Annotated in this window: 12 protein-coding genes; 11 read left to right on the top strand and 1 reads right to left on the bottom strand. The window is 50.6% G+C overall.

The genetic code is table 11. The annotated features are described in order from the left end of the window. Positions 1 to 270: 270 nt before the first annotated feature. The 8 genes from ACWHYD_RS01590 to ACWHYD_RS01555 all read left to right on the top strand — a co-directional run bounded on the left by ACWHYD_RS01590 (position 271) and on the right by ACWHYD_RS01555 (position 9,501). Positions 271 to 1,191 (top strand): type II secretion system protein, encoded by a 921-nt coding sequence (locus tag ACWHYD_RS01590; RefSeq protein WP_447964197.1) that lies wholly within the window; start codon positions 271 to 273, stop codon positions 1,189 to 1,191. Next, the gene (locus ACWHYD_RS01585; RefSeq protein ID WP_447964196.1) at positions 1,181 to 2,677 is read left to right on the top strand and encodes a hypothetical protein; all 1,497 of its coding nucleotides are present in this window, start codon (positions 1,181 to 1,183) and stop codon (positions 2,675 to 2,677) included. The genes ACWHYD_RS01590 and ACWHYD_RS01585 overlap by 11 nt, the downstream gene beginning before the upstream one ends. Continuing rightward, on the top strand, positions 2,674 to 3,261 hold the full coding sequence (locus ACWHYD_RS01580; RefSeq protein WP_447964195.1) for a hypothetical protein: 588 nt from the start codon (positions 2,674 to 2,676) through the stop codon (positions 3,259 to 3,261). Before ACWHYD_RS01585 ends, ACWHYD_RS01580 begins: the two co-directional genes overlap by 4 nt. Beyond that, positions 3,228 to 3,743, top strand: coding sequence for a hypothetical protein (locus tag ACWHYD_RS01575; RefSeq protein WP_447964194.1), 516 nt, complete (start codon positions 3,228 to 3,230; stop codon positions 3,741 to 3,743). Before ACWHYD_RS01580 ends, ACWHYD_RS01575 begins: the two co-directional genes overlap by 34 nt. A gap of 28 nt (positions 3,744 to 3,771) precedes the next feature. Continuing rightward, complete coding sequence (locus ACWHYD_RS01570) at positions 3,772 to 5,385, top strand: type II secretion system protein GspD (RefSeq protein ID WP_447964193.1); 1,614 nt, start codon at positions 3,772 to 3,774, stop codon at positions 5,383 to 5,385. Continuing rightward, entirely contained in the window at positions 5,385 to 6,209 is an 825-nt protein-coding gene (locus ACWHYD_RS01565; RefSeq protein WP_447964192.1) for an ExeA family protein, read from the top strand. The genes ACWHYD_RS01570 and ACWHYD_RS01565 overlap by 1 nt, the downstream gene beginning before the upstream one ends. Positions 6,210 to 6,237: 28 nt before the next feature. After that, positions 6,238 to 7,656, top strand: a complete 1,419-nt coding sequence (locus ACWHYD_RS01560; RefSeq protein ID WP_447964191.1) for a tetratricopeptide repeat protein — start codon at positions 6,238 to 6,240, stop codon at positions 7,654 to 7,656. A 468-nt stretch (positions 7,657 to 8,124) separates the two neighbouring features. Then, positions 8,125 to 9,501, top strand: a complete 1,377-nt coding sequence (locus ACWHYD_RS01555) for an HD-GYP domain-containing protein (protein ID WP_447964190.1) — start codon at positions 8,125 to 8,127, stop codon at positions 9,499 to 9,501. An 80-nt stretch (positions 9,502 to 9,581) separates the two neighbouring features. Here ACWHYD_RS01555 and ACWHYD_RS01550 read toward each other — a convergent pair whose 3' ends face one another. Then, positions 9,582 to 9,953 (bottom strand): hypothetical protein, encoded by a 372-nt coding sequence (locus tag ACWHYD_RS01550; protein ID WP_447964189.1) that lies wholly within the window; start codon positions 9,951 to 9,953, stop codon positions 9,582 to 9,584. Positions 9,954 to 10,248: 295 nt separating this feature from the next. On the opposite strand from ACWHYD_RS01550, the gene ACWHYD_RS01545 reads away from it, so the two are divergent. The 3 genes from ACWHYD_RS01545 to nhaB all read left to right on the top strand — a co-directional run bounded on the left by ACWHYD_RS01545 (position 10,249) and on the right by nhaB (position 15,593). Continuing rightward, positions 10,249 to 11,970 (top strand): GAF domain-containing protein, encoded by a 1,722-nt coding sequence (locus ACWHYD_RS01545; protein WP_447964188.1) that lies wholly within the window; start codon positions 10,249 to 10,251, stop codon positions 11,968 to 11,970. A gap of 123 nt (positions 11,971 to 12,093) precedes the next feature. After that, complete coding sequence (locus tag ACWHYD_RS01540; protein WP_447964187.1) at positions 12,094 to 13,803, top strand: SulP family inorganic anion transporter; 1,710 nt, start codon at positions 12,094 to 12,096, stop codon at positions 13,801 to 13,803. A 197-nt stretch (positions 13,804 to 14,000) separates the two neighbouring features. Further along, positions 14,001 to 15,593, top strand: a complete 1,593-nt coding sequence (gene nhaB / locus ACWHYD_RS01535) for a sodium/proton antiporter NhaB (protein WP_447964186.1) — start codon at positions 14,001 to 14,003, stop codon at positions 15,591 to 15,593. The last annotated feature ends 120 nt before the right edge of the window (positions 15,594 to 15,713 follow it).

Genomic DNA, 15,713 nt, shown 5'->3' with positions numbered 1-15,713 from the left:
ATCGTCGGGACCCCCGCCCCATGACCGGGAAAAAATGACGGCATTTCCCATCTCCATAACCTGACTTCCGCCCGATCCTCCTGCCTCCTGTGATCCAGGCAAACCCACCATGACCATTTGAAAAGTTTAAGAAAATTAAGATTGGCTTTTCAAACACCGAAAGAATAGTTGGTGGACTACCAGGCTGGATATGCCCGTTGGAGGGAAGAATACTCACACGCCCCCCCAGGCAGGAGCCTCTCTAAGAAGGAGCAAGACAGGATCGGATTCATGAAAAGACGCGATCACTTTTTTACGCAGGCCATAGGACTCCATACGGACTCAATCTCCTTCGAAACAGACTGGCGTCCCGGCACAACGCTCCGGTCCAGTCAATGCAATAACCGGAATGCAGTTAAAATTATTGGCCGGAGTCTGTCCGCATTCATTCGCACCTCACGATGCCTAGCCACAAGCGGATTTACGCTTGTGGAAATGATTGGCGTCATGGCCATTATCGCCATTCTTGCCAGCTTCATCGCACCAAATGTGATCAATCAACTGGCGTCCGTGAGGCGGGATTCGGAGGATGGACACTTAACGACCATTGCCCAAGGAGTTGAACTCTACGTGCGGCAAACCCATTCCTTTCCAACAACCCTTACAGCGCTGAGTCCGGATTATGTCGCAATGGCTTTAGGGCAACTGACGACGAATCCCAATGGATTCCTCCGCTATTATTTCGTGCAACCCAACATCAGTGGATTCACCAACTCCACCGGTCTCCCAACGACGGCTTTGGCGGATGCGCGGTTTATGGTCATCACCCATCTCGCACAAAATGTGAACCCCTCCATTACGACCGATGCACATTTTGAAACCTGGTGGAGCACCGATGAAACCGGTACGCCCGATCTTAAAATTCACCGTGGACACGTTAGCCATTTGTTTCATCTCCTCAGTCTTTCTGCCAATGGCGCCGGAGGCAGCTACGCAATCGATGGGAGCCAAACCGTAGCAGGTGTCGGCACGCTTGTGCCGCATATTCGCTATCATCTCACTGGAACCCCAATCAGTTTGGATGAAACGAATTCATTTACTGGTCAAAAAACGCAATTCACCCTGACCGCCGAAGCCGGATTTCAATTCGACCCCGACTGCCCGGCAGGATCCCAATGGCGACTCAATAGTAGCGGGTGTTATGGCCCCTAAGACCATGCTCGACACTCTTCAACATCCCACATCGTATTCAGAGGTTCAGACACCCATTCTGGAGATCCCACCAAACCTCCGAAAGACTCTGCAGAGGAAAAAACAGACGATTTTAAGCGTTAGCCTTTCCAATGGGCGATTGAAAGCCTTATCGATCGTGAAAAACACGATTGGACAGAGTTGGGAACAACCGGGACGGCTCGTGTCCCTACACACTCTTCGCGACGCATTGGAAGAAGCGATCCATCACACCCAATTTCCAGGTACGCACCTCGCCATGCTCGTGGACCATCCGCGGCTTGCCACGCGGACCATTCAAATCCCTCCGATGCTCCCCACCGACCTCCTTCCCTTTCTAGAACGAAAGGTCCAACAGGAAAAACCTTGGGAAGGACCGGCGGCTTGGCGATATCGGGTTGGCCTGGAAGCGCGAGGGAAATTACATATTCACCTTGATATATGGCCACAGGACTATATCGACAAGATCGTGCACATCTGCCAAGAGTTGAATTTGTCTCTTCGTCAGTTGGCTCCTCTTTCCACTCTTTCTGAGAGTCAACTCAGCGCCTTGCCCGTCGAACCGGGAAAAGGTTCGATGCTGATAACCATGATCGAAGGCAAAATCATGATCGTCGCAGGAAATGATGATGGAACCCTGATCTGGACTCGACATCTGTTCCCGGCCCAAGACTGGGTTCCACTTGGGGAGCGGGTCGGAACCGAGGCCAATCGAACGATAATGTTTATCACACAACAAACCAATTTAAAATTTCCCTGCATCTGGTTTTGGGACGATGAAGAACGATTGACGGCTGGTGAAATTCAGCCACATTTGAGCACTCCCCTTGTGCCATTCCCCATTAAACCCGACTGGAATTACTGGCTGTGGGTCGGCGCGATGCTTCCGGTCAATCTGTCCAGCAATTTCACGCCCACGCAGGTTCTCCAAGCCCCGCTACGAAAGACCCTCACCAAGGCTTTCGTCTCCATGCTTGCGGTTTTTATTCTTTTTGGAGTCGGGACAACCAGCGTCATCGAAGGGTATTTAGCCAGACATCGCACAGCGATGCAGACCATGACCGACCAGGTCACCGCCCTCCAGCAGGATTACGCGCAATGGGAAAGTCGTCTCATGTCGTTAGACACGAAACGGCAATGGGCTCATTCCGTCAGCGAAACAACCACGCCGGAATTAGAAGGCCCGTTTCTCAGCTATTTGGGATCCATTATTCCCACCCAGGTCATTTTGCGCAAAGCCTTTGTGGAGCGAACCCCGGACGGATGGAACGTGGAGTTGGACGGCAGCACTTCTACCAATCTTGCTGCCACATTGCTTGTGGTGGATCAATTCGTGCAACAGCTGGCGGATGGACCATTTCATGTGTCCCTTCATAAGGATTGGCGAGATCAACTCATGACACAAACCGCCACTCCAACCAATGAACGCCCACTCTATCGATTCACTTTGAAGGGAACCATATCATGAAGTGGCTTCCCCGCTTTGAGTGGCCCAAGCCCCAACAGCTCAAAAACACGGCACTCGTGGTGCTCCTGTTTGGAACGTTATCCATTGTGGGCTGGGTGAGTCTGGATAAACTTTTCACCATTCAAAAGCGTCAATCGTTAACTCAAGATACGATCGGCCTTGAACAACAGGTGTCGGAGCTTCGCTCTCAATACCTTCAGGCTCGTCCAGATGCGCTTGACACCCATCTTCAACTGGCTGAGCAACGCTTACTCCACAACTTCACCCATTTGGCGCAATGGGCGCAAACGCTTCAATTCGACGGCAAACAGCGGAATCTCCTCATGCAATATCGGATTCTGAGCACAGACCGAACCACCACTCCAATCCAGGGAGTGACATTGGTTCCGTTGGAAATTCAAGTCAACTCGCAGGGAACCCCCCATGCGTATCATTCCTATCTTCAGTTCCTAAAAGCCCTGACACGATCCGGACCAAGAGTCGACATTCAGAATGTGACGGTCATGGGTGATGGTCAACAAGCCACTCATTTAACCATTGGATTGTCGGTATGGATGAAAACCAACGATTCCGTCGAGCTTTAAAAAATCCGTTTGTCGCGATTGGTCTGTGCCTTCTTGCAGGATTCGCGGTCTATACCAATATCGTGGACACGGCATCCGATGCACCGGGCATCCTCTCCGTGGGACTGAATCGACTGCTTTCTGCCCCGACACTCCCTCCCCTTACCCCTACGGGGCAACCCCATGACGATGAAGCTGGTCAATGGATCGAATACTCCAGTCGTGATCCTTTTGCCCCCATCGTTGCGGCCTCTCAGGTGCAATCGGCCCCAGCTTCGATGGGAGCGGACCAAACAGAGGAGAAGCAGGTGACGAATACGTTCACTCTTAAAGCCATTGCCGTCGAAGGTGAACAACGGAGTGCGGTGATCAACCGGACCGTGGTGTATGAAGGAGAAATGATTAACGGGTATCAAGTCCTGTCCATTCTGCCCAAAGGCGTGTGGCTCAAACATCGTGGCAAAAACCAATGGTTAACCTTTCCCCAAAAAGCCACGTCATAATTTTCCTCATCACTCTATGAAAGACGACATGCGACACAACACCATAGTGAATCCTCAGACGATCATTATTTCCAATCGACCGTCCAACGGAGCATCCATCACCTATGGCGTACGAGTTTTTCAAAGTCTGGCTCTTTTGGGCATGCTCAGCCTGTGGGGATGCACCATCGCCAATCCAGATGCAGACCGGTCAATCTCAGATGCCAACACCACACAGACTTCACAGAGCCTTTCCCTGAGTTCAGATTTGGCGGCATCATCCGTGAACAACCTTCGGGCCACATTTTCCCTGGAGGATCGTATGTTGCTCACCAGCGATCTCCCCAAGCCTCCGACACCCCCACCTGCCCCTTCTTTGGGCCCCTTGTATTCGTTTCGCGCACAAGATCTTCCTGTCATCGACGCGTTGGCGTTGTTTGCTCGGAGCAACCATTTAAATATTGTGACCGGGCCAGACATCACCGGCACCATTACGGTGGATTTTCATCATCTGCCTTTGGAACAGGCGATGTCAGCCATTTTGGAAGCCCATGGCTATTACTGGGAACACCACCAGAACCTGATCCAGGTCAGGCAATTCAAAACGAAAACATTGAACGTCGATTACATCCGTCTCGTTCGGAGTGGAACAGGACAAAACCGCGCGCAGCTCAGCTCCGGTTCTAGCGGGGGGAGCGGAGGCGGCGCATCACAAGACACCGGACAAATCACGGTGAACCAGGAGGACGAAATAAAATTCTGGGAAGAATTGGAAATGCAAATTAAAACTCTAATGTCCGAAGAAGGACGACTCGTGGTCAATCGTCTTTCAGGCACTATTCAGATATCCGATCGGTATAAACGGGTCGATGAAATTGACGATTTCCTTAAAAGCGTTCACCAGGCCCTATACCGACAGGTAGAGATCGAGGTGCGGATTTATGAAGTCGCCCTGGATGATCAGTACAGTCTGGGCATTGATTGGAGCAGGATTAATTTTGATGGCACAAATGGGGCCATTGCTCTCGCAAATATAATTACCGCGCCCTTCGGAGGATTCATGGCGAAAGCTGCCACGACCACTATTTCCTTCGAGGATGGGAGTTTTGATGGTGTTCTCGAAGCCCTGCAAGAACAGGGCGACATTCGTGTGATCTCTCAACCTCGCGTGGTCACCATGAATAACCAACCGGCCTTAATTAAAGTCGCCACCGATGAACCTTTTTTTTCCTCAACCGTTGCTCAAGGAACTGCCGGGAGTGGCAATATTGTCACTGAGCAGGTGCGATCCGTGACGGTAGGCTTGGTCCTTTCCGTTACACCCCAAATCTCCGAAGATGGATGGATTATGCTGGATGTGACTCCTATTCTTTCCCGACTCCGTGAAATTAGGGAATCGCCAGGTGCTAAAAGGGGGGATGGCGGAGGAGCCACTGCTCCGGTTTTGGATGTCAAGCAATCCTCCGGTTTGGTTCGATTGAAAGATGGAGAAATGGTCATCATCGGTGGACTCATCCAAGAAGAAAGCTCAGAAACCGAGCGCAAGGTTCCTCTCTTAGGTGACATTCCCTATCTTGGTCGCTTATTTAAGGGAACGTACACAGCTAAAAAGAAAAGTGAGCTGGTCATCTTTCTCTCCCCTAAAATTATTCGAGCCTCATAATGACGACGTTAGATCTCAGCTTGTGCTATCAGGAATTGGGGTTTTCTGAACCCCCATTTCGCCTGACACCGGATACCGATTACTTTTTCCCCGGCAGCCACCATCTGGAAGCGCTGGACCACCTCAGATTTGGTATCGCCAGTGGTGGAGTCACCATGCTGACTGGAGAAGTTGGTCTCGGCAAAACCCTGTTGTGCCGGCACCTGCTTCGCCATCCGCCGACCGGGGTCCGGTTTGCATACCTCATGAATCCGGATCAGTCCTATTCTGATTTACTTGTATCCATTTATGAAGATTTGACCGGAACACTGCCTGAGGATCAGTCCCTTGGGGCCTTACAACGGGAACTGCCTAAGCTGTTGCTCCGTTTGGCCGTGGAAGGAGAACGGGTCGTCGTGTTGGTGGACGAAGCGCACCGGCTCAGTGGAAAAGTCCTGGAAGGACTTCGGCTTCTCTCCAATCTGGATACCGAAAAAGATAAATTGATGTGTCTCCTGCTGGTTGGACAACCGGAGCTGGAACAAAAGTTGGCGACTCGGGCCTTTCGACCATTGCGGCAGCGCATTAGCGTACGCTATCGCCTGGAGTCATTTACCTGGCAGGAGACTCGTGCGTACATCCGACACCGACTGCACATCGCCGATTCCGGACACCGATTTCATCTTGGTGTGGGAGTTCTCTGGCTCATTTATGCTTGGAGTCGTGGAGTCCCACGCCGCATCAATCAACTGTGCGACCGTGCCCTGTTAGCCGCTTATGCTCAAGGCCGACATACGGTGACTCCCATGATGATCTGGCGCGCAACCAAGGAATTTCTCCCTTAGTGAGAGGATCACGGAAAACCAACGGACCATGAGTATCATTGCAGACACCCTCCAGCGACTTCAGACCCAGACCAAAAGGGAAGGGACTGAGACGACCCAACAGGCCGCCACCCTTGTCCTTCCAGCTAGAGTGAGAAGAGAGCCGGGTTGGCACCGCCGGCCCTCTCCATTAAAGTTTTGGTTGATCGGGATCGGCATGGCAATCGGATTGAGCAGTCTAGGTCTGGGTGCCTACTGGATCGGCTTGCATTTGGACTTTGGTATGCCAACGGAGGCCTCCCCTTTTCCCAGTCAGCATGTGGCTCTTTCGAACTTCTCTCCACTAGCGGAGACTCCGCCTGCTGATTCAGTTTCTTTTGAAACCTCGCAGATACCAACTGCTGACCCAGTTGAGAGCCTTCCAATATCAGCTACCCAGGAACCGGATGGGGAATCGCCCACATCTCAAGAGAGTATTTCATCGCAACTGCCCTCTCCATTGAATGTCAAACATGCTCTCCTCACACCACCCGTAGGAGAAATTCCGGCCTCCTCCACACCTGAAACACCAGTAGTCACCCCCACATTCAATGACCCACAGCAGAAAACCGTGCCCACGTCCCTTTCGATGCCACCACAAACACCAGACCCATCACCGAAACACCAGAGCACTGATCCGAAGAAAACCGGGACCAGCTCTCCTATCCCAATCGTTGCCCAGACAGAACAATCAGATTCGGACCTGGCCGAATCCACATCCGTCAATGAGACAGATATTGCCATTCCGTTGGAAGTCGATTTAGAAGAAGAAAAAATCATCCTAGGTGAGTTTGCAAACACCACAGCTCCTGTTAACGACGAGCCTTCTATCCCTAGTAATACGATAGCCCTTCCTCTGAAAAATGAGGGGACTCAGGAGAATGGTCAGGTCACAGACCCGGCTCAGCGATCTCCAGCCAATAGGCTTCATCACGTCCAAGAACTCATTCAAACCGGGAAATACGAAGAGGCACAGGCGATACTCTCCCCACTCTTCCATGATCCCCCCGTCACTTGGGAACCATGGTTTTGGATGGGAACGGCGTATTTGGGAACAGGTCAGCTCGATCAGGCCGATCAGTATTTTCTGAGCGGCCTCGCACGAAACGACAAAGTCCCACAATTATGGATTCAACGAGCTCTGGTGGCACAACAACAGGGAAGTTTCCAACTTGCGGTACATGAACTTCGGCAAGCCGAAGCACTCCAACCGGATTTGCCCCATATCCATTTGAACATGGGCTATGTCTATGAGCGAATGGGGAATAATCGGTTAGCGAATAAATATTTTGGTAGATTCTTACAATTAACAGAAGGCCAGCCGGAGTTCTTTCCTATCAGAAAAAAATTATTTGCCAGCTTAACGTCCATGACCAAAACGCAGATCTCCACCCCGGACAAACCTTTAAGTCTTCGGGGAGAACGATAATACCCCTCATCATTGTGAAGCGCGTGATGACGTTTTCATCCACGGGACTGGCAATGAGTTTTTTCCAGACTTTCTTTACATTTTGAGGTTTTTATACCGGAGCGAATGGGATTCCGTTGTAACGTGGTCGGGAACAGGAATAAAGCAATCAGGGCATCGCTCAAAATTCTCTAGCAGCCCAGAGTGATTGATCGGCACTACCGCCTCATAGAGGGGACACCCATACTGACTCACCCAACATCTTCGATTGCACTCCCCTTTCCTCTATTTCCCACACATTTTCCGAACTTCCCCTTAATTCCTGGCTCATTCCTTCCGACAAATATCAGTGGCCACAATTTCAATAGGGAAACGGCCTACAACGGCGCAAATAACCCGCACATGCGATTTCTCATGCCCACGGACAAAACCGGGGATCAACTGTGAGACCAGCCCAGTCATGACAAATGACTGAAATAAGGAGCTACCATGGCCTTCGTTCCACTTCATACAACCGCTCTTCGACTGGGATTGTACATCAAGATCGAGGGATCCTGGTTCAGTCATCCATTCCCAACCAATTCATTTAAAATCGAATTGACGAAAGATCTTGAAACCATTCGTGAACTCACAAATGTCAAATTGTATTTCGATCCGGACCGCTCAGACCCGGAAATGGCTCATTCCAATTGCACGGAAAAACCAGACCGGGTTCAGGTCAACAACATAAGGAAACCGGGGGAAGAATCCTCGGACGAATCTGAGGCCGACCTCACTACCAATTCCTCAGAAGAAGATGCGGTTCCTGAAAATCCTATTCAACGGAAGATTGCACAACATGAAGCTTTCCAAGTTTACCAGGAACATTTGCAAGCAGTTGGTGGACAATTCCAGGAGGTGGTGCAAGAAGCCAAACAGGTCATGCAGGACGTGATCTCCGGCCGACCTCGCGGACTCCGGACAGCAGAGAAAATTGTGGGGGAGCTTTATGAGATTCTTGATATAGCTGACAACTCAAGAGCGCTACTGAATCTGATCGGTTCCAACGAACCGAACGAGGAATTTTTTCTTCATGCCCTCAACGTGTGTTCATTGTCTCTCATGGTCGGGCAGGACTTAGGATTTTCGCGTGAAGACGCTGAAAAACTGGCGCTTGGGGCTCTGTTTCATGATATAGGCGAACTCAGGTTTTCTGCAGAGCAATTATTACGAAAAGGGTCGATGTCTGCTTTCGAACGGAAAAACTTTTTGAGTACTCATCCGAAATTCGGGGTAGAGATGGTCGAGAAATTGCCTAATTTCCCCTATGAAGCAATTGACGTGATTTGCCGGCACCATGAACGCCTCAATGGGTCTGGATTCCCAGCAGGGAAAAAAGACCCGCAAATCAGCATGTTCGCCAAAATTGTCATGGTGGTGGATGAATACGATGAACTATGTCATCACCCGGATCCAACCAAATCCCTCGTTCCCTCAGAGGCCCTCTCCTATTTATACGTGAAATGTCGACACACACTATGGCAAGACGCGGTCGTCTCATTAATCAGCCAACTGGGTGTCTACCCTCCAGGCTCACTGGTCAACTTGAGTAATCAGAAGATTGGGATTGTCACCAGCGTGAATCTCGCGAATCGGCTAAGGCCCGTCATCCTCGTCTATGATGAATCAAACTCTTCAAATGAACCGATTATTCTGAATCTGTCCGAAGAGGATGAATCCCTCTCTATTGTCAGTGCCATTCGACCGGTTGACCTTTCTCCCAGAATTAGGGAATGCCTCAATCCTCGTCGAATTATCAGCTACTTTCCCTCAGCTTCTCCCGCAGAATCCCGAGTCGGAGCCCTGAACTCTCTGGCCGGATCCTGATAATCACTCCAAGGTATGTCTCGCGATCCCGTCCTCACTCACAAAACCTGATCTTGCGATATTATGTGATTCAAGGAGCCCTACGATGGTGAAGAAGAACGACCAAGGATTCGGCGAAGCCAGGCCACCCAGGTGTTCCTCGTTTCAGGAGGAGCTTCGGGATCGGGATATTCCACCCACATCTCCTGATTCCCAAGATACTGTTCACCAATAAAGATACGTTGGGTTCGTAATTGCCGATAGCCTCTATCATGCAACAGGTGAATGAGACCTAGCAGGACCTGGTCTTCGGTAGGCACGGGGTCGACATCTATCTGAAGCGATTCATAGCGGAGTCTGGCCTGAAATCCTCCTTCACGGGGAAGAACCTGGATTTGTCGACTAAACCCGCGATCACGGTCATCCAACCCGGCAACGTGATAGATATGGACCTGAGGAGATGTGGAACTCATACGCGTAAAAATTATCCTACCTCAGTTTGTCCTCTTCGCATAAGAGGAAAAAAGCCGTCGAGCCTTGGGATCCACTTCTAGACTTTGCCTATTCCCGAACAGATCCTCTGCAGATCAGAGAATGCCTCCAATCAATAGGATGCTCTCCCCACGGACGGCCCGGGCAATCAATTCCCGCTGATTCCTCTTGCACTCTGTGGCGTCCTTTTCGTATCGTAGGGTCGAGGTATTGAGACTGAATGCTGGGGATAATTTCTCTAATTTTCCGTATTTTCATGAATACTACCATTACTCTATGCCAAGTCCGCTGACTCTTCAAAGCTCGGGGGAACGTCCTCAAAATAATCGGGGACAAATCTTATCGCTTGCCCTCATGGTGGCCAGTGTAGTTTTCGTCGTGGACTTTTTCCTTCCTACTGGAATTGCGGAAGGTGTCCCCTATGTTGCCGTGGTATTAATTGGCCTTCGGTCACCAGAAAAAAATGACTCTTTGCGTCTTGCCGGCTTGTGTACGGTCTTAACAATCGTGGGTTACGGTTTATCCCCAGCCGGGACAGAACCTTGGATTGGCATGATCAATCGCTCCATAGCCTTATTTGCCATTTGGTCCACCGCTCTATTAGCCATGCAGGTAAGAGAGGCTGATGCGGCAACTCGCGATCAAAGTTCCATGCTAACAGGCATTTTATCAAATATGCCGGCCGTGGCATTTCGAATCGATCAGGAAGGGGTCATGCATGATTCCTTCGGTCGCGGCCTGACTCGTTTCGGATTAAAGGAACTTACCGCCATTGGACGAATTCCATTAGAACCACCTGATCGGATAAAAAGCGAAATCAAGGAAGGAACTCTTGCCAATTCGGTATTTTATGAGAGCAATGGCATTTTGCAGGGGAAGCCCTGGTGGTTTTTAAATTGTCTGTGCAAATTGGAAGGCGACCAACCTGGCCTCATTGGATTTGGCATTGATATCACTGACCGTAAGCGTGCGGAGCGACGCTTGGCCTTGCACGATGCCATCGCAGACATCTTGACGACCGCGTCCAGCATTTCAGAGACATATCCTCAAATTCTCAAAGCCATTTGCCACACGCTGGATTGGAGGGTGGGCATCCTCTGGCGAATGGACTATCAACGGCAGGCTCTGGGAGCCGCCGTCATTTGGCCACAGGACTCTCCTCAAGCCCAAGCGATGTCATCATCAAACTCCGGTTGGGCGCTCACGCCAGCTGTAGGATTGGCTGGGCAGGTGTGGGACAATCGAAGCCCCCTGTGGATCAAGGACCTTGCCGACTATCCCAAAGACCCTAGAAACCAGGCAGCGCTGGCAGTGGGACTTCACGCCGGATTCGCCATTCCCATTTGCCTAGCTGGGAATACGAGAGCGGTTCTCGAATTTTTCTCGCCATTCCCTGAGGAAGCAGATGATATGTTGCTTCAAAGACTTGCGAATATCGGATTTCAAATTGGCCAGGGTATCGAACGGGAGCATAAAGAACGTCGACTGGCCACCCATCACGGCTTAACCAATGTTCTCGCCGAATCGGCTGGAATGACTCAGGCTGCTTCCCTTATTCTGGAAGCCATTGGTGAAAATTTAGGATGGGATCTCGGAGCTATTTGGATACTCGATTCCTCACAACAGGTCTTACGTTGCCTCAATGTCTGGCATTCCCCTCACTTAAATCTGGAAGCCTTTCGGCAGGCATCCCATGCAATCACGCTTGCACGAGGGGTGGGATTACCCGGCCGGGTTTGGAAAGGCGGCGAACCATCCTGGGTCACAGATGTAGTGTCCGACCCGAATTTTCCGCGCGCTGACGCTGCCGCACATGAAGGTCTCCATTCCGGATTCGCCTTTCCCATTAAATCGGGAAACGAAATTCTTGGAGTCATCGAATTTTTTCACCGGGATATCCAAAAACCCGACAAAGAACTGTTGGCCATGTTTGCATCCATTGGTCTTCAAATTGGCCAATTCATCCAACGGACCACCAAGCCAGGTCTCAATGGATAATCGAGGTTCACAAGAATCACTTTTCGGCCTGATTCCTTGATACCCAACGACATACACGTAACATTTCTTTTCCTGGTAGCATTTGTGACCCATCATCGAACCCTACGGCCTCCCTCCTAAAAAATGGCAGCTACCTTTCCAATACTTTCCTGGGTTCACGGCCTTCATTTCAATAACATACGGGGAGACCTGTATGGTGGATTAGTGGCAGCGGTCGTGGCTCTACCCCTAGCCCTGGCCTTTGGAGTGACATCCGGACTCGGTGCCATAGCCGGCCTCTATGGGGCTATCTTTGTGGGGTTTTTCGCAGCGCTCTTCGGCGGGACGCCTGCACAGGCCTCAGGACCGACCGGTCCGATGACCGTGGTAATGGCCGGCATCATCTTGAACTTTGCCGATGAACCGGCAGTGGCATTTACGGCCGTCATTCTCGGAGGTGGATTTCAAGTCTTATTTGGATTGATGGGGTTTGGTCGTTATATCACCTTGGTCCCTTATCCTGTTATTTCAGGATTCATGAGCGGCATCGGAGGAATTATTCTCATTCTTCAGGTTGCACCCTTTCTCGGACTGGAAGCGAAGTCCAAAGTCGTGGCCAACCTCATGGCGATGCCCGAGTACCTCGCATCTTTTTCTCTTCCCGCCATGTTGGTGGGTTCTCTCACACTAGCCATTGTGTATCTCACTCCTGCCTCTATCGGCAAACGTCTTCCTCCGGTGTTGCTGGCTCTCATCGTTGGAACGACTGTCGGTGAGATGTTCTTCCCGACCCTTCCGGTAATCGGAGACATTCCTTCAGGATTTCCCACGCTAATTTGGCCAACCATGCATACCAGTACACTCTTACTCATGGTTGAGGAAGCCCTTGTCCTGGCATTATTGGGAACAATTGATAGCCTGCTGACTTCTCTCGTCTGTGACAACATGACGCGGACCCAACATGACTCCAATCGGGAATTGATCGGCCAAGGCATTGGGAATATGGCTGCGGGATTTTTCGGAGGCCTTCCTGGAGCCGGCGCCACCATGAGATCTGTGGCGAACATTCGCACTGGAGGCCGTACGCCTATCTCTGGCATGTTTATGGCGGTCGTCCTCCTAGGTACGTTGCTTGGCTTGGGTCCTCTGGCCGAAAAAATTCCACTTGCAGTCCTCGCCGGCCTGCTTATCAAAGTCGGATTCGATATTATCGATTGGCGATTTCTGAAACATATGGTGCAAGCTCCACGAACCGAAGTTCTGGTGATGATCGTGGTCTTGTTGGTTACTGTTTTAGTAGACCTCATCACCGCTGTGGGAATTGGCGTGGTCTTGGCCAGTGTAATGTTCGTGAAGCGCATGGCCGACCTGGAACTTGAAAATCTCAGTGTGATCACTGGTGCCTCGAACGAAACACCACTGTTAAAAGAGGAGCAACGCATCCTCGATCGAAACTGCGAGCGCATTATCATGATTCATGTGAATGGGCCGATGAGTTTCGGATCGGCAAAGGACATGGTTCGTCGGTTAGAATCTGTGAAAGGGTTCAATTCTTTTTCCAGCGTGGTTCTTGATCTCACATCGGTGCCGTCTATTGACGGAACCGCTGCATTAGCCATCGAAGATATGCTCCTGATGGTGAAAACTCATCAGCAGCATGTTTTTTTCGTGGGTATGCGTCCAGGAGTGGCTCGAGTCCTCAAAGGACTCGGGGTGCTGGATCAGGTCCCACCCGAGCATCGATACCCTCTTCGGTTGGATGCATTACGCCACGCAGCTCATATCGGCGGATCCACCCATCCGTTCGATACCCCTCCCACGGAAGTTCTGTCTAAAAATCCGGAACCCTCCTAAGGTAGGTTTTTTAACAATGTCGCCTTCCCTGTTTCTGAAAAAGCCTTCATTGTATATGCTGAACTCCTCACTCCATCCGCCCTATTAAAGGCCTGGATACGAAAGAGATCACTACCCAACGAATTGACCATAGTGATATTGGATTAATGAGTCAGACTCCATCCGGGACCACCGGTCCGAAAGGTCACCTAACTGAAATGAAAACGACAGTTCCTCAGGCGCTCATACAGAATTTCTTGAACCACACTCCAACCTGGTACAAGTTGACTATCCTGGGATTTTTAATTCTCAATCCCATCTTATTGATGAGCATTGGTTCCTTTTACACCGGGTGGGTGCTCATACTGGAATTTATCTTTACCTTAGCCCTGGCTCTCAAAAGTTATCCGCTACAACCCGGTGGCTTGCTCGCACTTGAAGCTGTCTTATTGGGGATGACCACTCCGGCAACGGTCTATCATGAAGCACTCAATAATTTTCAAGTGATCCTGCTATTGATTTTCATGGTGGCCGGGATCTACTTCATGAAAGATTTACTCCTGTTTCTGTTTACCAAAATTTTATTGGGCGTCCGCTCAAAAGTTTTGTTGGGACTCTTGTTTTCCATCATGGGTGCCTTTCTTTCGGCATTCCTCGATGCCTTGACGGTCACAGCAGTCATCATTGCCGTCGCGTTGGGGTTCTATAACATTTACCACCGGGTGGCCTCCGGCAAATCGTCGCAGACCTCTCATGATTCCACAAGCGATCATGAGATCGACTCTCTTCACAGGGAAAATTTAGACAATTTCCGAGGCTTCCTTCGCAATTTATTAATGCACGGAGCAGTTGGTACCGCATTAGGTGGAGTCTGTACTCTTGTAGGGGAACCCCAAAATTTATTAATCGCGGACAAAGCGGGCTGGGAATTTCTGGAGTTCTTTTTGCGCATGGCCCCCGTGACGCTCCCGGTCCTGGCCACGGGATTGTTTACCTGCATCATGGTGGAAAAATTACGATGGTTTGATTATGGCTTTCAACTCCCGGATCCCGTTCGCCTCATTTTGGTGGAATTCGAAACCGAGCAACAGAAACGACGAGATTCCGCGGACACGGCGAAGCTTATTATTCAAGCGATTGCGGGCATTTGGTTGATTTTTGCCTTAGCCTTTCATCTGGCAGAGGTCGGAATCATCGGTCTCACGGTGATCGTGTTCATTACCGCCTTTAACGGGATTATCGATGAGCATCAACTTGGAGAAGCGTTCAAGGAAGCGCTTCCCTTCACGGCGCTCCTCGTGGTTTTTTTCGCCATTGTGGCCGTGATCCAGGACCAGAACCTGTTTTCGGGCATTATCGGCTATGGATTAAGCTTGGAGGGATCGCATCAAATCGGCATGTTTTATCTGGCCAATGGCATTCTTTCGGCCATCAGCGACAATGTCTTTGTTGCGACGGTTTATGTCCAGGAAGTGCTCCGCGCCTACCAGGCGGGCACCATTACCCGTGACCAATTTGACCTTTTGGCCGTTGCCATCAATACCGGCACGAATATTCCCAGTGTGGCGACGCCAAACGGACAGGCCGCATTTTTATTTTTATTAACCTCTTCACTCGCTCCGGTTATCCGTTTATCATATGGGAAAATGGTCTGGATGGCGCTTCCCTATACGTTGACCATGGCGAGCGTCGGTCTGTTTGCCGTGTATTTTTTATTAGATCCGGCGACAGCATATCTCTACGACACCGGACTCCTCCAACATCATAGCCCGAGTAGCTCCGGCAATCCCACAGAACCGGCAGTGCATTAATTGTTGGAAAGATCCGATAGTGGCAGGGGAGAAGAAGCTCCATCTCTGCTGCAAGGCTGACCAACGACTCCGCAGGGAGGAGAAAAGGGATGTGAAGGCTCAGAAGCACCACTTCTGAAG

Source organism: Nitrospira sp. Ecomares 2.1, assembly GCF_965152585.1.
Note: the sequence above shows the minus strand (reverse complement) of the source record. Positions and strands in the feature narration are given on the sequence as shown.